Here is an 18,472-nt window from a genome sequence, read left to right on the forward strand (position 1 = left end):
GTACGAGTAACAGTTCACGGCGCCCCACGGTCACCACCTGGGCGTCGCGGCGGGCCGTGTCGCCCCGGGTGCAGCAATGGTCAGCTTGTCCAAAAATCCCACCAACGGGTCAGGATCAGCATGCCGACGACCCCGATGTGCAGCACGGGGAGCACCCAGGTGAACTCTGCGAAGAAGGCCCGCACCGGGCTCGGCGCGGGCAGGAACCGGGCCCGTACGCACAGGGACGTCACGTACCAGAACAGCGGGATCGTCCCGAGCCAGGCCAGACAGCACCACAGGCACAGGGCGTTGATCCGGTAGAGCGACTCGAACTGGAGCCAGGAGACGAACCCGACCCCGAACAGGCAGCCGGCCTCGAAGGTCAGCCAGTACCAGCGCGGGAAGGCCGCACCGGCCAGCAGGGTCACGCCGACGCAGATGACGACGGCGTAGGCCGCCAGGCCGAGCATCGGGTTGGGGAACCCGAAGGCCTCGGCCTGCTCGCTCTCCATCACACTGCCGCAGGACACGACGGGGTTGAGGCTGCACCCCGGGGTGAAGTCCGGGTCCTCCAGCAGCTTGAACTTGTCGAGGGTGATGACCCAGGAGGCCAGCAGCCCGGCCGCCCCGCAGAACACCAGCAGCAGGGCGAACGCCCGGCTGCTGCCCGTACGTGAGGTCGGAACCACCGCGCACCCCTCAGCGGTAGACGCGGAGATAGTCGACGTCGAAGGTGATCGGCTGCGGGGAGCGGGGCGCGGGGTGGTACTCGCCGGCGCTCAGCGACAGGTTCAGGATCAGATACGCCGACCAGTCGGGGCCGACGCCGACGCCGTCGGAGAAGACGCACGCGCCGCCCACGTACCACTCGACGCACCGCGCGCCGTACCGCGTGCCGATGGTCACCCAGCGGCCCGGGGCGACCGCGTCGATGTCGGTGAAGTACGAGGCCGCGCCGCGGACGTGGTTGGACAGCTCCAGCACGTGCGGGTTGTCCGGGTGGTACTCGAAGGTGTCGACCTCGTTCGCGCCGTCCTTCCAGGTCCACAGGGCCGGCCAGGCGCCGGTGCCGAAAGGCAGCCGGACGCGGATCTCGACGAGGTCGCCGGTGCGCACCTGGAAGCCCTCGGCGGAGTACTCGGTGGTGAGCAGCCCGGTGCGCCAGGCCTCCCGCCCGTTCTCGAGGGGGCGGCCGTCCGGGACGGCGACGAAGGTGGCCATGCCGCCGGACACGCTCACGCACGCGGGGTCGAGCCGGTCGAGCTTGTTGTCGTCCGGGTTGTGGTCGCAGTACCGGAAGGCGCTGGTCCGGTCGCCGACCCACCGGGTGCCCCAGGCGATCGGGCCGTCGAACTCCTCCGCCCAGACGGGCGATCCGCCGGGAGCCGGAGGCGCCGGGAATTTGTCACCACCGGTGATCAGGTCGAGCAGGGCGCTGAATTTCATATTTCCGATCATGCAGGCAGCCCTCTCGAACCGGAAGCACCATACGATCAATTGATTCGCGGACCAACTGTCAATCCCTCCGAATGCCCCTGTACATTGCATTCTTCACTCGGGAGACTTTCATGCGTATGGAGTAACGCGTCGCTTTTCCAGTGCTGATGGACTGCTATGTTCTCCAACCGTTGGATCAGAGGTACTTTCAAGCGAGGTGAATCATGAAGAAGGCAGTTTTCACCACTGCGGCGTTGGCGATCGGTGCGGGTCTCGTCGGTGGTTCCGCCGTTGCGGCGTCGGCCGCCACCGGTGGTTCGGGAAGCTCCAGCGGCCCGCTCGGGCTCGTGTCCCCGACCCACGTGAGCCCGGCGGTCGTGCCGGCCGCCGATGTCGTGACGCGGCTGGCCCGGGACGGCGGAGTCGCCAAGGGCAGCGCGTTCGACAAGAAGTCCCCGGGACAGCCGATGTCCGGCATCTACCTGGACGGCATGGACCCGGACGCGGCCAAGAAGCCCACCATTCCGGTGAAGAACCCCGCGGGCAGCGGTTCCGTGCAGGTCCGTCCGCTGAAGGCGCCGACCGCCGCGGGAATCGGCACCCTGCTTCCCAACAAGTGACGACCCGGCAGCCTTACGAGTCGGCCGCACCGGCGAATAACGGGACCGGAATTCCGAGACTCTGATCCGGTTCTCGGCGCCCGGTCACCGTCGGCAGGCCCGGACGCTGGACCGGTACCCGCAGTTCCAGCTCCGTACACGGCGGGCCCACGCGCCCATCGGCGCCCGTGAACCATTGCTCCGGCCCACCGGCCCCCTCGTCGGTGGGCCGGACGCATGTCCGCGGTCGGGCCGTCCGGAATCCATTCGGACCGAACCGGACAAACATTTCCACGGACCTTCCTCGGTAATGAGAGTTAAGCGGACTCCGCCGTATGGACTGTCGGGTTGCGCCATCCGATGGAATCTGCCCACGTTTGAATGTTCCCACCGTGACTTATGCGTGCATATACGGGTTTCCTTTTCGTAAGCGTGCGCAACCGTGAATTCAGGAAGGAACCACGTTGCCCAAGAAGTTCGCGGTCATCACGGCCCTCGCCCTCACCACCGTTGTCAGCGCCGCCGGCATCGCCTCCGCCGGTGGTGGCGGGTACGACGGCAAGGGCAAGACGACCACCGTCAAGGGCGGTGACGACTTCTCGTCCGGCCCGGTCGTCGTGAACGCCCCCCAGCAGGGCGTCCTCGTCGTCAACGGCACCCTCATCGACGGTCGCTGCCTCGCCCCGTGGTCCAACGGAGCCGTGCTCGGTGGCGTCGCCGCGCCGAACTCGAAGTACGCCGCCTGCAACACCGACAAGGTCGAGCAGGCGCGCAACGCCGTCCACTACGGCGGCCTGATCCTCTGACCCCCCTGCTCCGAACGATTCGGTCCAGGTGAATCACCCAAACGCCACCCGGAAAGGCGCAATTCATGCGTAACAAGGTTACGGCCATCTCCGCCCTTGCCGCGGGCATCGTCCTCGCGACCGGGGGCTCCGCCACGGCCGACAGCGACACCACCACCGTCAAGGGCGGCAGCGACTTCTCGTCGGCCCCGGTCGTCGTGAACGAGCCGCAGCAGGGCGTTCTCATTGTCAACGGCACGGTCGCCGACCTGCGCTGCGCCGTGCCGTGGTCGAACGGCGCCGTCCTCGCCGGCACCGTGGCCCCGAACTCGAAGTACGCCGCCTGCAACACCGACAAGGTCGAGCAGGGGCGCTACTCCGTCCACAAGGGCGGCCTGATCCTCTGACCCCCCTGCTCCGAACGATTCGGATCAGGTGAATCACCCGAACGCAGCCCGGAAAGGCTCAACTCATGCGTAACAAGGTTACGGCCATCTCCGCCCTTGCCGCGGGCATCGTCCTGGCGACCGGGGGCTCCGCCACGGCCGACAGCGACACCACCACCGTCAAGGGCGGCAGCGACTTCTCGTCGGCCCCGGTCGTCGTGAACGAGCCGCAGCAGGGACTCGCCGTCGTCAACGGCGCCGTCCTCGACGCTCGCTGCCTCGCCCCGTGGTCGAACGGCGCCGTCCTGGCCGGCACCGTCGCCCCGAACTCGCACTACGCCGCCTGCAACACCGACAAGATCGAGCAGGGGCGGGGCGCGCTGTACACCGGCGGCATCATCCTCTGAGTACTGCTTCACCCGTTGGCGGTCCGCCGGAACTCCGGCGGACCGCCAACGGCGTTCGGCGCACCCGCTTTCCGCAAAGCCGTGGGGCCCCGTCCGGATGGGAAAGCGGACGGGGCCCACGGCTTTGCGGAGAGCGCCGGCAAGGAGGAAAGAGCGCCCATTCACTGGGAATAACGTGGCTGCCGCCACGGCGGTCACCCCCCGTCGTCCGTTCGGCCCAACGGCGCCGAAAATCACACTCCGCCGCACATGACGAAGGGCCGACTCCGAGGAATTCGGAGCCGGCCCTTCGAAGTCACCCGACAGAAGTCACCTGTTGAGCGGGAGGCCACCGAGCAGCCGGCCGTCGACCGGGTTCGGCAGGGTGCCGCCGACCACGGGGGTCTTCACCACGCCCGAGTCCTTCACACCCGTCTTCACCTGGTCGGCCGTGCGCTTCACATTGCCGCCCACGTAGCTCGTCGGCAGCTTGGCGGCGGTGGGGAGGCTACGGGCGACCGTCTTACCGTTCTCTACGAGGCCGTGCCCCGACATGTCCACCGCGGAGGCGGGAACAGCCGCGCCGGCGATGGCAAGGGAGCCGGCGACAACGGCAGCAGCCTTCAGGTTCTTCATCATGTTCCTTTCCAGGTAAATCCGGTCTCGTTCTCCTGGGCTAACGACCCGGGAAGCGCCCGGGAAACTCTGCGGCGGTAAGTTCCGGGAACTCATACGAAAAGACCCGTTGTGCCGGACCGGCCGGCACAACGGGTCCTGCGGATCGGCGACTGCCTCAGGCACCTGCCCCGGACACGGTGCCGAGGAGCGTGCCGAGGGTGGCGTTCAGGAGGGCCTCCAGCACGTTGCCGGCCGAGGCGTCCACCTTCTCGGAGCTGGTGGTGCTGGAGGTGAGCGCGCCGAGCAGCGCGTCCAGCGCCTCGCTGAGGGCGCTCAGCGCGTCCTCGGAGGACTGGGCGGGCAGGGTGGAATCCGACGCGGTGACCCCGGCCTCGGCGAGGGCCTCCTTCCTGGCCTCCTCGATCTCCTTCTGGGCCTCGGCGAGGGCTTCGTCCCTTTCCTTCAGGGCTTCGTCCCTTTCCAGCAGGGCTTCCTTCCTCGCCTCTTCGGCTTCCTCGCGGGCCTCGGCGATGGCCTCCTTCGCGGCCTCGGCGAGTTCCTCGATCTCCTTCTCCTCCGCTGCGGTGAGCGGGTCGTCGTCCGCCGCCAGCGCGCTGTCCAACAGGCGGGTCACCGGGGTCAGTACGGTGCCGAGGCCGGCCAGCTCGCGGTTCTGGTCCTGGAGGGCGGTCCGGGCGGGGGCTGCGGGGGCCGGGGAGTCGGAGCGGGTGTCGGCGAGCGCGGGCGCCGCCACCGTTCCGAGGAGAAGGGCCGCGCAGAGAGTCGAAGTGACGATGTGCCGGGTTGTCGATGCAGGCATGGAGTCTCCTGGAGCGATTTTCGGATCGTGCGATCACCGTTAAACCGGCACGGTGCGCGCGCAACCGCGCGGCATTCCGAAGAGATCACCCCGCACCGCGACTCCGAATGGGTGGTCCCACAGGGAAACAACTCGGAAAACGCTGCCGTTCCAACACTGTTGAGCGGATCGAAGTAAAAATGGATAAGTGGCTGGTACTGCTAATCCGCTGAATCCACGAAGCCGGTTGCCCCACAGGCCCTCGCCAACAGGAGCGGGATCTTAACCCGGGAACGCGAGCCACACATCTTGTTACTGGTTCGGACTCATTTCTTCGGAAGGGCAGCATCGGTCATGCGCATCGCGCCGCACATCCTGCACGTCGCCCAGCCCGTCGAGGGGGGTGTCGCACGGGTCGTGACGGACCTCGTGGCGGCGCAACTCGCCGCGGGCCTGCGGGTGAGCGTGGCCTGTCCGCGGGGCGGCACGCTGGCGTACGACGTGCGCGAGCTGGGCGGCCGGACCCTGCTCTGGGACGCGACCCGCGCACCGGGGCACCGGCTTCCGGCCGAGGTACGGCGGTTGGCGTGGCTGGTGCGGGAGGTGCGGCCGGACCTGGTGCACGCGCACAGCGCGAAGGCGGGGCTGGCGGCCCGGCTGGCGGTGCGCGGCGCTCTCCCCACCGTCTTTCAGCCGCACGCCTGGTCCTTCGAGGCCGCGCACGGCGTCATGGCGCGGCTGGCCGTGGGCTGGGAACGGTACGGCGCCCGGTGGGCGACACGGGTGCTCTGCGTGAGTGAGGCCGAGCGGCGTACCGGGCACCGGTCCGGCGTCAGCGCCCGGTGGCATGTGATCCCCAACGGAGTCGACACCCGGGTGTTCCGGCCGGACGGGGAACGCGCGCGCACCGGGCCGGGGCCGCTCGTCGTGTGCGTGGGCCGGCTGTGCCGCCAGAAGGGGCAGGACGTTCTTCTGGCGGCCTGGCCCGAGGTGGTGCGGGAGGTGCCCCGGGCCCGGCTGGTGCTGGTCGGCGACGGTCCGGACGCGGAGCGGCTGCGCCGTGTCGCGCCGCCGTCCGTGCAGTTCGCCGGCGCGACGCAGGACACCGCCTCCTGGTACCGGGCCGCCGACGTGGTGGTTCTGCCCTCGCGCTGGGAGGGCATGGCGCTCGCCCCGCTGGAGGCCATGGCGTGCGCCCGGCCGGTCGTAGTCACGGATGTGGACGGGGCGCACGAGAGCCTTCCGCCGGGTCTGCGGCCGACGTGCCTGGTGCCGTCGGAGGACCCCGGCGCGCTGGCGCAGGCCGTCACCGCGCTGCTGGGGGACGAGCCGCTGCGCGCGGCGCTGGGCGCACAGGGCCTTACGCATGTGCTCGACGCCCACGATCTGCGACGGGCCACGGGCGCCGTGACCGACCTGTACCGCGAGCTGCTCGGCCTCGACGCCGCGCGGGTCGGCGGATCCGACGAGGGCAGGAAGTGCACCACCACATGACCGCGGAAAGTTCCGTTGCCTCACCGGCGGGGCAGCAGCGGGTGCCCCAGGGCGCCGTCTCCGTCCTCCCCCCGCGCGGCCCGGCCGCCGGGCGGCGGGGAACCGAAGGGCGCCGGCTGCGCCGGCCGCGCCGGATCTCCCCGGCCCCCCTGTGGTTCGTCGACGGCGGTGCCGTCCTGCTGGGCGTCCTGGTGCTGCCCGCGCCGCACAGGTACCCACTGGTCTTCGCCGTACTGGCGGTCGCCGTGCTGGGACTGAACCGGCGGGCCCGGCTCTACGACACCTCCGCGGTTCCCGGCATGCTCGACGAACTCCCCGCCGTCTGCGGCCGGATCGCCGTCGCGTGGGCGGCCGTGGCCGCGCTCTCGCCGCTGCGCTCGCTGCCGTTGGCCGTGCTGGCCGGTGCGGTCGCCGCGCACTGCGCGACGGCCTGCGCGGGCCGGGCCGCGGTGCACGGGCTGCGCTGCCGGGCGCTGCGGCTGCGGCCCGCACCCGCCCTGGTGGTCGGCCCCCTCGTCACGGCCCGGCGGGTCTCGGCCGCGCTGCTGCGCCAACCGGACTGCGGAGTACGGCCGGTGGGCGTCGTCGCCGACGACGCCGAGGTCCTCGGCGGTACCGGCGCCGAGGCCGAACTGCCGGTGCTCACCACGGTGCTGGAGGCACGGCGGGCGCTGATCCAGAACGGGGTGCGCACGGTGCTCGTCGTGGGCGCCGCCACCCGGGTCGAACAGTCCGCCGTGCTAAGGGCGTTGGCCGGGCACGGATGCGTGCTGTGGGAGCTGGACGCGGATCCGCCGTCGTACGGCGCGGGCGGGCACCGCCCGGGTGCGGGGCATCTGGCCGGATTCTCCCGTCGGCTGCTGCGGCCGCAGGGCGGGTGGCGGCCCGGCGGTGTGGGCAAGCGGGCGCTCGACGTGGTGCTCTCCGGGGCGCTGCTGGTGCTGGCGGGCCCGGTGCTGCTGGTCTGCGCGGCCGTGCTGCGGGTCATGGACGGGCCGGGCGTGGTGTTCCGGCAGGAGCGGATCGGCAAGGACGGGCAGCCGTTCACGATGCTGAAGCTGCGCACCCACCGTCCGGCCGACGCGCACGAGGCGGCGACCCGGTGGAGCGTGGCGAACGACCAGGACATGAGCCGCTTCTGCCACTTCCTGCGCCGGACCTCGCTGGACGAGCTGCTCCAGCTGTGGAACGTCTTCCGCGGAGACATGAGCCTGGTCGGGCCGAGGCCCGAACGGCCCTATTTCGTCGCCGAGTTCAGCCAGGCCCACGCCGGCTATCCGGCCCGGCACCGGATGCCGACCGGCATCACCGGGCTCGCCCAGATCAACGGCCTGCGCGGGGACACCTCGATCGAGGACCGGTGCCGCTACGACAACGCCTACATCGACAACTGGTCGCTGTGGCAGGACGTCTGCATCCTGCTGCGCACGGCGGCCCAGTTCGTCCGGCCGACGGGGAGCTGAACGCAGATGAGCACGACCACGACCGCCCCGCCCGCTCCCCCGCTCGCGGTGGCCGGGCCGGTGCCCGCGCTGCGCCGGGCCCGTTCCGTCCTGCCGGTGCTGCCGATCGTGGCGGTCGTCGCCCTGCTGGGGCTGCCGGTCGCGTCGGACAGCTCCGCCTCGCCCGCCGACGCGGCGTCGGGGCTGCTGGTGCTGTGGGCCGTCGCGCACGCCGTGCTGCGTGGCGGGCGTCCGCTGACGCGGACCGCGGTGGTGGTGTTCGGGCTGCCCGTGGTGGGCATCGCGGTGGCCGCGGCGGGGGCGGTGAGTGCCGGTGACGCGCTCACCGGACTGGTCCGCTACGTCCAGGTGTTCGTGCTCGTCCCGGTCGCGGTGCTGCTGCTGGTGCGGGACCGCCGGGACGCCCGGCCGGTGCTGTGGTCCATGGTCGGTCTCGCCCTGTGGCAGGGCGCGATCGGCGTGAAGCAGTACCTCACCGCGACCGGGGCCTCGTATCAGGGGGCGAACATCCGGGCCGTGGGCACCTTCGGGGCGTCCGACGTGATGGGGATGGCCAACGTCGTGGCGTTCGGGGTGGTCGCCGCTGCCGGGATCGCGCTCGGGGCGCGGGACCGGCGGCAGCGGGTGGTGGCCGTCGCGATCGCGCTGGCGCTGCTCGTTCCGCTCGCGCTGTCCTTCAGCCGGGGTGCCTGGATCGCGACGGCGGCGGCCTGCGCGGCGCAGCTGCTGCTGGTCGGGGTGCGCCAGGCGGCGAAGGTGTTCGGCGCGTTGATCGCGCTCACGGTGGTGCTGGTGGGCGGGCTCGGTGTGGGCGCGACCGCGCTGGAGGAGCGGCTGACCAGCATCACGCAGGTCACCGACGCGCCGGACCAGTCGGTCGTCGACCGGTACACCATGTGGGCGGCGGCGACCGACATGTGGCGCGAGCACCCGGTGACCGGCGTGGGACTGAAGGCCTTTCCGGCGCAGCGGGACGGCCACGCCTCGCTCGCGCTGTCCTCGGGCAGCGACACCGCGGGGGCGGGGCAGGCCTATCGGCGCCAGCCCCTGCTCTCCCCGCACAACATGTACCTGCTGATCCTGAGCGAGCAGGGCCTGCTGGGCCTGGCCACCGTCGTCGGCGGCTGGCTGGTCCTGGCGCTGTGCGTGCTGCGCCGGGTCCGGCGAGGTGTCGGGCGCGCCCGGGACTGCGCGTTCCCGGCCTGCGGACTGCTCGTGTGGCAGCTCGTCAACTTCCTCTACGCCGACATCGGCGGCCCCTCCACGGTCCTCACGTCCATCTGCTTCGGCCTCGCCGCGTGGTGGGCCCTGTCCGGCGACGGGACGCAGACCCCGGCCGCGGAATCGACCCCCCGATGAGGCCACCAGCGACGCCGCCGGCGGAGGCGATCACCACGCTGCCGGCCGACGGACTCCCGGACCGGGCGGGCGCGTCGGCGCAGAGCCGCCCCGGCCACGAGCGGGGCGCTCGGCCCGCCCCCGTCTCCAGCCGCTTCCTCGCCCGCGCGACCCTGCTCACCGCCGCCCTGTCGATGGCCGGGGCCCTGCTCGGGCTCGGGCGGGATCAGGTGCTGGCGCAGTTGTTCGGGGCGGGGGCGGAGAGCGACGCGTTCCTGGTGGCGTGGACGGTGCCCGAGATGGCGTCGACGCTGCTGATCGAGGACGGCATGGCCTTCGTGCTGGTGCCCGCGTTCAGTGTGGCGCTGGCGCGGCGGGCGGGCGGGGCGGGCTCCCCCGACCCCGTGCGCGCCCTGGTCGCCGCCTCGCTGCCCCGGCTGTGCCTGGCGCTCGCCGGCAGCGCCGCCGTGCTGGCGGCCGGGGCGCCGCTGGTGGTCTCCCTCCTCGCGCCCGGCCTGCCCGACCCGTCCCTGGCCGTGTCCTGCACCCGGCTGACGGCGACGTGCGTCCTCAGTTTCGGACTGGCGGGGTACTGCAGCGCGGCGCTGCGGGCCCACGGCGACTATCTGGCCCCGGGCGGCATCTACATCGCGTACAACGTCGTGATCATCGCGACGATGCTCGTGCTCGCCGAGCGGTGGGGCGTACGGTCCGCCGCTCTCGGTGTGGCGATCGGCGGGTGCCTGATGGTCGCCGTACAGGTGCCGTCGCTGTGGCGGCGGATCGCCGGGCGGCGGGAGCGGCCCGAGCCGGGGGTGCTGAGCGAGGGGGACGGTGACGGCGGGCGGGCGGTCGTGGTCGGGCTCGTCCTCGCGGTGCTGCTGTTCGTGCTGTGCCGGCAGTCGCAGGTGCTCATCGAGCGCTACTTCGCCTCCGGGCTGCCCGCCGGGGCCATCTCGCACCTCAACTACGCGCAGAAGGTCGCCCAGTTGCCGATGTCACTGTCGATGATGGTGTGCGTCGTCACCTTCCCGGTGGTGGCGCGGGCCATCGCCGAGGGCGACACCCGGCGGGCCGGGGAGCGGGTGGAGCGGGATCTGCTGCTGATGGCCTGCGTCGTCCTGCTGGGCGCCGCCGTGGTCGTGGCCTGCGCCCCGCAGCTCGTCCAACTGCTGTTCCAGCGCGGCGCGTTCACCGCGCAGGACACCGCCGCCACCGCCGCCGTCATGCGGGTGTACGCGCTCGGGCTGCTCGGGCAGACGCTGGTGGGGGCGCTCGTACGGTCGTACTTCTCGACCGGCCGCACCACCTGGTTCCCGCTCGGCGCGATGGGCGTGGGCGCGCTCGCCACCGCCGGCATCAGCGCCTGGGCCGTCGACCCGTGGGGCGCGCGCGGCATCGCCGCGGCCAACGCGGCCGGCATCACCCTCACCGCCCTGCTCCTGCTGCTGGGGCTGGGGTCGCGCGCGGTGCCCGTGCGGGTCCGCCCGTTCGTCGCCCAGCTGAACCGGCCGGTGCGCGCGGCCTTCTGCGCCACCGGGGCCGGGCTGCTGTGCGCGAGCCCGTTCGCCTCACCGGCGGCGGCCGTCGCCGTCTGCTGTGTGAGCGTGCCCGCCGTCTTCCTGCTGCTGGCCTGGTTCCTCGACGTGGCCGGCGCCCGCACCCTGCTGCTTCCCGTCACGCATTCCGTCCGTAGCTCCCTCACCCGAAAGCTTCGCCATGGTCGCTGACACCACCGCCGCCCCGCGCGCGGCCGAACCCGATCCCGAACCGGTCTTCCGGGGACACCACAGGCGGCGGCCCGCCGTCTGGGTGGCCATGTACCACTCCGTCTCGAACTGCCCGGACGACCCGCACAACATCACCGTCACCCCCGGGCGTCTGCAACGGCAGTTCGCCTGGCTGGCCGGGCACGGACTGCGCGGGGTGAGCATGCGCGAGCTGCTCGACGCGCGCGCCCGCGGCCAGGAGCGCGGCATGGTGGGGCTCACCTTCGACGACGGGTACTCCGACTTCGTCACCACCGCCCTGCCCGTGCTGCACCGCTGGGGTTTCACGGCGACCGTGTTCGTGCTGTCCGGACTGCTCGGCGGCGAGAACGACTGGGAGGCCACGGGCCCGCGCAAGCAGCTCCTCGACGTCGAGGGCATCCGCATCGCCGCGGACGCGGGCATGGAGATCGCCTCGCACGGGCTGACCCACGTCGATCTGACCAGGGCCGGCGACGACCTGCTGCACACCGAGGTCGTCGAGAGCCGGGACCGGCTCGCCCGGATCACCGGCGAGGAGGTCGAGGGGTTCTGCTACCCGTACGGCCATCTCGACGAGCGGGCCGTCGACGCCGTGGACCGGGCCGGCTACCGCTACGCCTGCGCGGTCTCCGCCGGCCCCGCCGGATCGGGCGACCTCGCGCTGCCCCGCATCCACATCGGGGAGGCCGACACCGCGCTGCGGCTGGAGCTGAAGCGACGCCTGGCCCGGGTCTTCGGCCGCGCCCTGGAGGCGGTGTGAAGGCCCTGCACGTCATCACCGGCCTCGGCGTGGGCGGCGCGGAACAGCAACTGCGGCTGCTGCTGCGGCACCTGCCCGCGCGGTGCGACGTGGTGACCCTGACCAACCCCGGCCCGGTCGCCGCGGGTCTGACCGCCGACGGTGTGCAGGTCACCCATCTCGGGATGACCGGCAACCGCGACCTCGGGGCGCTGCCCCGCCTCACCCGGCTGATCCGCGACGGCGGCTACGACCTGGTGCACACCCATCTGTACCGGGCCTGCCTGTACGGCCGGCTCGCGGCGCGTCTCGCGGGAGTCACGGCCGTCGTGGCCACCGAGCACTCCATCGGCGCGACCCGCCTGGAGGGCCGCCCGCGCACCGCCGGCGTGCGCGGGCTGTACCTGGCCGGCGAGCGCCTCGGCCACACCACGGTCGCCGTCTCGCCGACGGTGGCCGAACGGCTGCGGCACTGGGGGGTGCCCGGGCAGCGCATCCGCGTCATCCCGAACGGCATCGACGCGCCCCGGTTCCGCTACGACGAGGCACTCCGCAAGGAGGCGCGGGCGGTCCACGGGCTGCCCCAGAACGCGTTCGTCGTCGGCGGAGTGGGGCGGCTCACGCCGGGCAAGCGCTTCGACCTGCTGCTGCGGGCGCTGGCCCTGCTGCCCGGCGACGTATGGCTGCTGCTGGTCGGCGGCGGGCCCGAGGAGACGGTGCTGCTGCGCACCGCCCGGGATCTCGGGGTCGCGGACCGGGTGGTGCTGACGGGCGAGCGGCCCTATCTGCCCGGCCCCGGCGACCGGGCGCCCGGCCTGGTCGCGCTGCTGTCCGCGATGGACGCGCTCGCCTCGCCGTCGCCGGAGGAGTCCTTCGGCCTGGCCGTGGTGGAAGCGCTGGCGGCCGGGCTCCCCGTGCTGTACGCGAGCTGCCCGGCCGTGGAGGACCTGCCGCCGGACGCGGCGCCCGCCGCCCGGCGGGTCACCGGCGGCGCCGGGGCCTTCGCCCGCGAGCTGCTTCGGCTGCGGGCGTCGGGTCCCGGCGAACGCAGCGCCCCGGAGGTCGTACGCCGCTACGACATCGCGCGCACCGCGCGGCAGCTGATGGATCTGTACACGGCCGCTCTGTCCGGCTCGAACCTGGAAGTGAGTACCTCATGACGGACAACCCCGGTGGGCGTACCCCGCTGTCCGACCGTGCGCCGGTGAAGCGGGTGCCCAAGTGGTGGTGGCTGCCGGCCGCCGCCGCGCTCGGCGCCGTGGCCGGCGGCGCCTACGGCCAGTTCAGGCCGCCGCAGTACACGGCGACGAGTTCCGTCGTCGCCGTGCCCAACGGCACGACCGAGGCCGACTGCACCGACGCCCTCGGCTTCGCGCAGGCCTACGGCCGGGTGGCCAAGCAGCTCGCGGTGCTCGGGGACGCGCAGGTGTGGGCGGGGGTGCCGGTGGCGACCATGCGCGAGAGCGTGGACGTGGCGACCTCCCCGGACGCGCCGATGGTCGCGGTCTCGGCGACCTCGTCGAGCCCCGCGCAGGCCGTCGACATCGCCAACGCCGTGTCCCGCGCGCTCCTGACGCACGCCGACCACGCCAAGGAGGAGACCGGCATCAAGCTGGAGGGCCTGTCCAGGGCCCTGAAGCCGACCGAGCCGTCGTCCGCGTCCCCGGCGCTGACCGCGCTCGTGGGCGGCAGCGCCGGCGGGCTGCTGGGCGGGCTCGCGCTGCTGGCCCGGCCGCGGCGGACCGAGGACGAGGAGGACGTGAGCCGGGCGTCGGTGCCCGGTCCGGCCAACGCCGCCGACGCCCACGGGACCCGTGGATGACGGCGCCGGGAAACGCGCTGTCGGTGGAGGTGTGCACCGACGGGCGCGCCTTCGCCGAGCTGGCCGGGGACTGGGACCGCCTCTACCGGGCGTGCCCGTCGGCGACGCCGTTCCAGAGCCACGCCTGGCTGCACTCCTGGTGGCTGTCTTACGGCACCCCGGGCGCGCTGCGGCTGGTCCTGGTGCGCCGCGGCGGTGAACTGGTGGCGGTGGCGCCGCTGATGCGGGTGCGCCGGCCGCTGCCGACGCTGGTGCCGATCGGCGGCACCATCACCGACTTCTGCGACGTGCTCGTGGACGAGACGGTGGCCGTGCCGGCCGCGACGGCGCTGGCGAACGGCCTGGGCGAGCTGGCCCGCACCGCGCTCGTCGACTTCGGGGAGGTGCGGGCGGGCGGCGCGATGGAGCGGGTCTTTCTGTGCTGGCGCGGCCCGCGGCACCGCACGCGGGGCTCGGTGTGCCTGGACCTGCCCGCCCTTCCGATGGGCGAGCTGGTCGGGCGGCTGCCGGTGGCCCGCGCCCGGCGGACCCGCACGAAGGTGAAACACCTGGGCAAGCTCGGCATCCAGTGGCGGGTGGTGGGCGACGACGAGACCGAGGCGGCGCTGCGCCGGCTCCTCGAACTGCACCGGCTGCAGTGGGAGGGCAGAGGGGTCACGACCGAGCATCTGCGGCCGCGGTTCCTGGAGCACCTGGTCCGGGCGGCGGTCCCGCTGGCCCGGAGCGGGGAGGTCGCGACGACGGAGTTCGTGCTCGACGGTTCGGTGGTGGCGGTCAACGTCATGCTGCTGTCGGGGCGGATGGCGGGCATGTACCTGTACGGCTTCCACCCGGGGCTGCGCCGGCGCAACGTGGACGTGGCGACGATGCTGCTGGACGCGGTGACCGGGCACCTGGTGTCCGCCGAGCCCCGGGTGCCCGGCCAGGTCCGGACGCTGAGCATGCTGCGCGGCGAGGAGCCGTACAAGTACCGCTGGTGTCCGCAGAGGTCCGTCAACCAGCGCTTCCTGCTGGCCCGCGGCCGCACCCTGCCACTGCTGGCGGCCGCCGTCGCCGAGGACGCCGCCCGGCGCCGGGCCAAGGAGGTCCTGCGTGCCCGCGCGGGCTCCGAGGGCGCCGCGACCGCCGCGGACGGACGGTGAGCTCGCCGCCGCCCCGGTGTGCCGGCCGGGGCGGCGGCGTCAGGTCGAAGCCGGCCGAACGGTACGTCAGCGGTCGTACAGGGTCTCGATCTCGTCCGCGTACGCCGCCGTCACCGCGTGCCGCTTGACCTTCAGGGACGGGGTGAGCATGCCGTTGTCCTCGGTGAACTCGCCCTCGACCAGGACGAAGGCGCGGATCGACTCGGCCCGGGAGACCGCTTCGTTGGCGTGGTCGACGGCCTTCTGGACGGCCGCGCGCATCCGGGGATCCCGGATCACCTCGGACAGCGGGGTGTCGCCGGGCAGCTTGCGTACGGCGAGCCAGTGGGCGACCGCCTCCGGGTCGAGGGTGATCAGCGCGCCGACGAAGGGGCGGTTGTCGCCGACGACGAGGCACTGGCCGATGGGCGAGCGGCTGCGCAGGCGGTCCTCCAGGACGGCCGGGGAAACGTTCTTGCCGCCGGAGGTGACGAGGATGTCCTTCTTGCGGCCGGTGATGGTGAGGTAGCCGTCCTCGTCGAGGGAGCCGAGGTCGCCGGTGGCGAACCACTCGTCCTGGAGCACGGCGTCGGTGGCGGCCGGGTTGTTCCAGTACGAGCCGAAGACGATGCCGCCCTTGATGAGCACCTCGCCGTCGTCGGCGATGCGGACGGCCGTGCCGGGCACGGGCCGGCCGACGGTGCCCGGGCGGGGCTTCAGCGGCGGGACGATGGTGGCGGCGGCCGTCGTCTCGGTCAGGCCGTAGCCCTCGTAGACGACGATGCCGGCGGCGTAGAAGAACAGGTTGAGGTCGCGGTCGAGCGGGGAGCCGCCGCTGATGGCGTAGCTCATGCGGCCGCCGAGCTCCTTGCGGACACGGCGGTAGACGAGGAGGTCGTACAGGGCCCAGGCGGCGTACAGGCCGGGGCCGGGGCCCTTGCCGGTGCCGAGGAACTTGTGCAGGTAGGCCTCTCCGAAGCGGACGGCGATGCGGTCGGCGCGGTCGAAGGAGGCGGCGCGGCCCATCTTCTCGGCCGTCGCGCGGCCGGTGTCATGGATCTTCTCGAAGAGGTACGGGACGCCGACGAGGAAGGTCGGGCGGAACTCCTTGAGGGCCGGGCGGAGTTCTTCGGGCTTGATGCTCGGGCAGTGGCCGATCTCTATGCGGGCCATCAGGCAGGCGATCTGGAGGCTGCGGCCGAGGATGTGCGCGAGGGGGAGGAACAGCAGCGTCGAGGCGGTCCGGCGGGTGACCTCCTTGAAGATGGGGTGCAGCAGTTCGACGGTGTTGGCGGCCTCGGCGTGCAGGTTGGCGTGGGTGAGCACGCAGCCCTTCGGCTTGCCGGTGGTGCCGGAGGTGTAGCAGACGGTCGCGATGGTGTCGGGGGTGAGGGCGGCGCGGCGCTTGGTGACCTCCTCGTCGGGGAGGTCGCGGCCGAGGGCGGTGAGGGCGTCGAGGGCGGCCGTCTCGGCGTCCAACTGCCATATGTGCGGGGATTGTTCATGGCGGGCGGTGGCGGTCGTGACCGTCTCGGTGTGCTCCGCGGTCTCGGTGACGACGTGGCGGGCGCCCGAGTCGCGGACGATCCATTCGACCTGGTCGGCGGAGGACGTGGCGTAGACGGGGACGCTCTGGCCGCCGGCCGCCCAGATGGCGAAGTCCAGGACCGTCCACTCGTAGCGGGTGCGGGACATCACGGCCACACGTCCGCCGGGTTCGAGGCCGGCGGCGATCAGGCCCTTGGCGGCGGCGGTGACCTCCCGGGCGAACGTCTGGGCGGTCACCGGCCGCCAGGTGCCGTGCCGGCGGCGACGGAGGACGACCGCGGTGGCGTCCTCCGCCGCGTTGGCGAAGGGGAGGTCGGCGATGCTGCCGGTGGCGGGCGGTGACGCGAGGGGCGGGGTACGGGCCTCGCGGACCACGCCGTCACCGTCCTTGGCGATCTCGACCCCGGTGCGCTCCATCAGGTCGGTGCGCTGCTTCGCCCGCTTCAGATCCTTGCGTACGCCCATGTCGGCTCCCGGTGCCCGTCGGACTTACCGGGGAGTCAACTTACTCACGCGTAGCGAGAGGTCAATGCCTGCGACGGCCCCGGGCGGGACTCAGTCCTGGCCGGTCAGGTCGCTCGCCCGGTGGATGGCGTCGGCGAGGTGGCGCACCTCCTCGTCCTCGGTCGTACTCGCCAATTCGTCGGCGCGGTCGGCCAGTTCACCGAGGCGACCCGAACCCGGCAGCGCGCTCCAGCGGTCGTCCCCCGAGCGCAGCGCGTCCGCGAAGTAGGCCGCCGTGGCCGTCACCTGGAAGCGAGGGCTCGCGCTCCAGACCGAGTCCTGCAGGGACCCCGTCTCCAGGGCGCCCGACTCCTCGTGCGGCGCCCGGGAGCCGGGGTCCAGCCAGCGCACGCTCGCCGTGGCCAGGTGGCCCTTCGCACCGGGCCTGGTGTGGACCGCGTACAGCGCCGTGACGGTGTGGCCGGGGCCGACCTCGCCGCCGTCGACGCTGTCGTCCCGGAAGTCGTCGTCGGCCACCGCGCGGTTGTCGTAGCCGATGAGTCGGAAGTCGGAGACCGTCGCCCGGTCGAAGGCGACCTGGGCCTTGGCGTCGCGGGCGGTCAGGTCGATGTTGCGCGGGAGGTCCTCGCAGAACACCTCACGGGCCTGCTCAGGGGTCGAGACGTACGTCGTGTGGCCGTCGCCCTTGTCGGCCAGGCGTTCCATCAGCGCGTCACCGTAGTCGCTGCCTACGCCCACTCCGAACAGGGTGATGCCGTGCTCGCGGCGTTCCGAGGCGATGCGTTCGAGGATGCTGTCGGCGTCGGTGTCGCCCGTGTTGGCCAGCGCGTCGGAGATCAGCACGACACGGTTCGTGGCGCCCTCGCGCAGGCCCTCCTCGGCCGTTTCGTAGCCCGTCTCCACGCCCGCGCCGAGGTTGGTGGAGTCCGTGGGCTCCAGGGTGGCGACCGCGTCGTGGACGTCGTCCCGGTTGCCGCCCAGACGGGTCATCGGAAGGACGGTCTCCGCCTCGTCGCTGAAGGTGACCAGCGCGACCGAGTCGTCGTCGCGCAGCCGGTCGGTCATGACGTCGAGGGAGTCCTTCGCGAGGTCCAGGCGCCCCGGTTCGGCCATCGAGCCGGAGATGTCGATGACGAAGGTGAGCGCGGCCGGCGGGCGTTCGCCCGAGTCGGCCGAGGGGCGGGTGGCCAGCCCCACCCGCACCAGGGACCAGTCCTCGCGGTCGGTGCGGGCACCGTCGACGGTGACCGTGAAGCCGTCTCCGTCGGGACGGTCGTAGTCCTGGCGGAAGCTGTTGACGAACTCCTCGGGGCGGACCGTCGAGGGGTCGGGCAGACGGCCCTCGGCGAGGGTGCGGCGGGCGTAGCCGTAGGAGGCGGTGTCGACGTCGAGGGCGAAGGTGGAGAGGTGGTCGGGGGCCGGCTCGAACTCCCGGGAGTCCGCGTCGTCGCCGTTCTTCTGCTCGCCCGTTCCGCCGCTGCCGCGGTCGTACCCAGGGGCCGGAAAGCCGCTGTCGTAGCCGCTGTTGTCGGCCGAGGAGCCGCCACTGTCGCCCGCCCCGCAGCCGGTCAGCAGCAGGCCCGCCGCGGCGCCGAGTGCCAAAGCCCCTCGTATGCGGTGTCGCCCCATCTTCCGTGCCCCCTTGGTCCGTTGACGTCGGCTTTCTGTGACTGTGACGGGCCGGGGGGCCGGAACGTGCGCTACGGAGCGTTGCGGATGAGTCTCGAAGAGGCCACGGG

Annotated in this window: 18 protein-coding genes; 12 read left to right on the forward strand and 6 right to left on the reverse strand. The window is 72.5% G+C overall.

Annotated features, from left to right (window positions below; all coding sequences use genetic code 11):
- Positions 1 to 80 precede the first annotated feature (80 nt).
- Both ACIRD7_RS12465 and ACIRD7_RS12470 read right to left on the reverse strand, forming a co-directional pair.
- Positions 81 to 671, reverse strand: coding sequence for a vitamin K epoxide reductase family protein (locus ACIRD7_RS12465; protein ID WP_403452730.1), 591 nt, complete (start codon positions 669 to 671; stop codon positions 81 to 83).
- Positions 672 to 681: 10 nt separating this feature from the next.
- The gene (locus ACIRD7_RS12470) at positions 682 to 1,428 is read right to left on the reverse strand and encodes a beta-glucanase (RefSeq protein ID WP_403452732.1); all 747 of its coding nucleotides are present in this window, start codon (positions 1,426 to 1,428) and stop codon (positions 682 to 684) included.
- A gap of 215 nt (positions 1,429 to 1,643) precedes the next feature.
- Here ACIRD7_RS12470 and ACIRD7_RS12475 point away from each other — a divergent pair, with 215 nt between their 5' ends.
- The 4 genes from ACIRD7_RS12475 to ACIRD7_RS12490 all read left to right on the forward strand — a co-directional run bounded on the left by ACIRD7_RS12475 (position 1,644) and on the right by ACIRD7_RS12490 (position 3,596).
- Positions 1,644 to 2,039 (forward strand): hypothetical protein, encoded by a 396-nt coding sequence (locus tag ACIRD7_RS12475; protein WP_403452734.1) that lies wholly within the window; start codon positions 1,644 to 1,646, stop codon positions 2,037 to 2,039.
- A gap of 443 nt (positions 2,040 to 2,482) precedes the next feature.
- Positions 2,483 to 2,824 (forward strand): hypothetical protein, encoded by a 342-nt coding sequence (locus tag ACIRD7_RS12480; protein ID WP_403452736.1) that lies wholly within the window; start codon positions 2,483 to 2,485, stop codon positions 2,822 to 2,824.
- A 65-nt stretch (positions 2,825 to 2,889) separates the two neighbouring features.
- Entirely contained in the window at positions 2,890 to 3,210 is a 321-nt protein-coding gene (locus tag ACIRD7_RS12485) for a hypothetical protein (RefSeq protein ID WP_403452737.1), read from the forward strand.
- Positions 3,211 to 3,275: 65 nt separating this feature from the next.
- The gene (locus tag ACIRD7_RS12490; protein WP_403452739.1) at positions 3,276 to 3,596 is read left to right on the forward strand and encodes a hypothetical protein; all 321 of its coding nucleotides are present in this window, start codon (positions 3,276 to 3,278) and stop codon (positions 3,594 to 3,596) included.
- Positions 3,597 to 3,905: 309 nt separating this feature from the next.
- Here the strand turns inward: ACIRD7_RS12490 and ACIRD7_RS12495 are convergent, their stop codons facing one another.
- Entirely contained in the window at positions 3,906 to 4,211 is a 306-nt protein-coding gene (locus ACIRD7_RS12495; RefSeq protein ID WP_403453075.1) for a hypothetical protein, read from the reverse strand.
- A gap of 157 nt (positions 4,212 to 4,368) precedes the next feature.
- The gene (locus ACIRD7_RS12500) at positions 4,369 to 5,013 is read right to left on the reverse strand and encodes a hypothetical protein (protein ID WP_403452741.1); all 645 of its coding nucleotides are present in this window, start codon (positions 5,011 to 5,013) and stop codon (positions 4,369 to 4,371) included.
- 333 nt (positions 5,014 to 5,346) lie between these two features.
- Here ACIRD7_RS12500 and ACIRD7_RS12505 point away from each other — a divergent pair, with 333 nt between their 5' ends.
- Genes ACIRD7_RS12505 through ACIRD7_RS12540 form a run of 8 tightly spaced genes read left to right on the forward strand, consistent with a single transcriptional unit; the run spans position 5,347 to position 14,741 of the window.
- Positions 5,347 to 6,486 carry a glycosyltransferase family 4 protein gene (locus ACIRD7_RS12505; protein ID WP_403452743.1) on the forward strand — a complete coding sequence of 380 codons (1,140 nt, stop codon included), beginning with the start codon at positions 5,347 to 5,349 and terminating at the stop codon, positions 6,484 to 6,486.
- The gene (locus ACIRD7_RS12510) at positions 6,483 to 7,949 is read left to right on the forward strand and encodes a sugar transferase (protein WP_403452745.1); all 1,467 of its coding nucleotides are present in this window, start codon (positions 6,483 to 6,485) and stop codon (positions 7,947 to 7,949) included. Before ACIRD7_RS12505 ends, ACIRD7_RS12510 begins: the two co-directional genes overlap by 4 nt.
- A gap of 6 nt (positions 7,950 to 7,955) precedes the next feature.
- Complete coding sequence (locus ACIRD7_RS12515) at positions 7,956 to 9,308, forward strand: O-antigen ligase family protein (RefSeq protein ID WP_403452746.1); 1,353 nt, start codon at positions 7,956 to 7,958, stop codon at positions 9,306 to 9,308.
- Positions 9,305 to 11,017 (forward strand): murein biosynthesis integral membrane protein MurJ, encoded by a 1,713-nt coding sequence (murJ, locus tag ACIRD7_RS12520; protein ID WP_403452748.1) that lies wholly within the window; start codon positions 9,305 to 9,307, stop codon positions 11,015 to 11,017. The genes ACIRD7_RS12515 and murJ overlap by 4 nt, the downstream gene beginning before the upstream one ends.
- Positions 11,007 to 11,798, forward strand: a complete 792-nt coding sequence (locus ACIRD7_RS12525; RefSeq protein WP_403452750.1) for a polysaccharide deacetylase family protein — start codon at positions 11,007 to 11,009, stop codon at positions 11,796 to 11,798. The genes murJ and ACIRD7_RS12525 overlap by 11 nt, the downstream gene beginning before the upstream one ends.
- Positions 11,795 to 12,937 carry a glycosyltransferase gene (locus ACIRD7_RS12530; protein WP_403452752.1) on the forward strand — a complete coding sequence of 381 codons (1,143 nt, stop codon included), beginning with the start codon at positions 11,795 to 11,797 and terminating at the stop codon, positions 12,935 to 12,937. Before ACIRD7_RS12525 ends, ACIRD7_RS12530 begins: the two co-directional genes overlap by 4 nt.
- Positions 12,934 to 13,599, forward strand: coding sequence for a lipopolysaccharide biosynthesis protein (locus ACIRD7_RS12535; protein WP_403452754.1), 666 nt, complete (start codon positions 12,934 to 12,936; stop codon positions 13,597 to 13,599). Before ACIRD7_RS12530 ends, ACIRD7_RS12535 begins: the two co-directional genes overlap by 4 nt.
- Positions 13,596 to 14,741, forward strand: coding sequence for a GNAT family N-acetyltransferase (locus tag ACIRD7_RS12540; protein ID WP_403452756.1), 1,146 nt, complete (start codon positions 13,596 to 13,598; stop codon positions 14,739 to 14,741). Before ACIRD7_RS12535 ends, ACIRD7_RS12540 begins: the two co-directional genes overlap by 4 nt.
- 66 nt (positions 14,742 to 14,807) lie before the next feature.
- Here ACIRD7_RS12540 and ACIRD7_RS12545 read toward each other — a convergent pair whose 3' ends face one another.
- On the reverse strand, positions 14,808 to 16,733 hold the full coding sequence (locus tag ACIRD7_RS12545) for an AMP-dependent synthetase/ligase (protein WP_403452758.1): 1,926 nt from the start codon (positions 16,731 to 16,733) through the stop codon (positions 14,808 to 14,810).
- A 90-nt stretch (positions 16,734 to 16,823) separates the two neighbouring features.
- On the reverse strand, positions 16,824 to 18,362 hold the full coding sequence (locus ACIRD7_RS12550) for a von Willebrand factor type A domain-containing protein (protein WP_403452760.1): 1,539 nt from the start codon (positions 18,360 to 18,362) through the stop codon (positions 16,824 to 16,826).
- Positions 18,363 to 18,472 lie beyond the last annotated feature (110 nt).

The organism is Streptomyces sp. NPDC093568 (assembly GCF_044764945.1).
Classification (GTDB): Bacteria; Actinomycetota; Actinomycetes; order Streptomycetales; family Streptomycetaceae; genus Streptomyces.

Bases quoted from the DNA above. Each gene is read 5' to 3' on its own strand.
- ACIRD7_RS12515 (WP_403452746.1), top strand. From the start codon at position 7,956: ATGAGCACGACCACGACCGCCCCGCCCGCTCCCCCGCTCGCGGTGGCC.
- ACIRD7_RS12525 (WP_403452750.1), top strand. From the start codon at position 11,007: ATGGTCGCTGACACCACCGCCGCCCCGCGCGCGGCCGAACCCGATCCC.
- ACIRD7_RS12470 (WP_403452732.1), bottom strand. From the start codon at position 1,428: ATGAAATTCAGCGCCCTGCTCGACCTGATCACCGGTGGTGACAAATTC.
- ACIRD7_RS12500 (WP_403452741.1), bottom strand. From the start codon at position 5,013: ATGCCTGCATCGACAACCCGGCACATCGTCACTTCGACTCTCTGCGCG.
- ACIRD7_RS12475 (WP_403452734.1), top strand. From the start codon at position 1,644: ATGAAGAAGGCAGTTTTCACCACTGCGGCGTTGGCGATCGGTGCGGGT.
- ACIRD7_RS12540 (WP_403452756.1), top strand. From the start codon at position 13,596: ATGACGGCGCCGGGAAACGCGCTGTCGGTGGAGGTGTGCACCGACGGG.
- ACIRD7_RS12510 (WP_403452745.1), top strand. From the start codon at position 6,483: ATGACCGCGGAAAGTTCCGTTGCCTCACCGGCGGGGCAGCAGCGGGTG.
- ACIRD7_RS12550 (WP_403452760.1), bottom strand. From the start codon at position 18,362: ATGGGGCGACACCGCATACGAGGGGCTTTGGCACTCGGCGCCGCGGCG.
- ACIRD7_RS12535 (WP_403452754.1), top strand. From the start codon at position 12,934: ATGACGGACAACCCCGGTGGGCGTACCCCGCTGTCCGACCGTGCGCCG.
- ACIRD7_RS12545 (WP_403452758.1), bottom strand. From the start codon at position 16,733: ATGGGCGTACGCAAGGATCTGAAGCGGGCGAAGCAGCGCACCGACCTG.
- ACIRD7_RS12485 (WP_403452737.1), top strand. From the start codon at position 2,890: ATGCGTAACAAGGTTACGGCCATCTCCGCCCTTGCCGCGGGCATCGTC.
- ACIRD7_RS12490 (WP_403452739.1), top strand. From the start codon at position 3,276: ATGCGTAACAAGGTTACGGCCATCTCCGCCCTTGCCGCGGGCATCGTC.
- murJ (WP_403452748.1), top strand. From the start codon at position 9,305: ATGAGGCCACCAGCGACGCCGCCGGCGGAGGCGATCACCACGCTGCCG.
- ACIRD7_RS12495 (WP_403453075.1), bottom strand. From the start codon at position 4,211: ATGAAGAACCTGAAGGCTGCTGCCGTTGTCGCCGGCTCCCTTGCCATC.
- ACIRD7_RS12505 (WP_403452743.1), top strand. From the start codon at position 5,347: ATGCGCATCGCGCCGCACATCCTGCACGTCGCCCAGCCCGTCGAGGGG.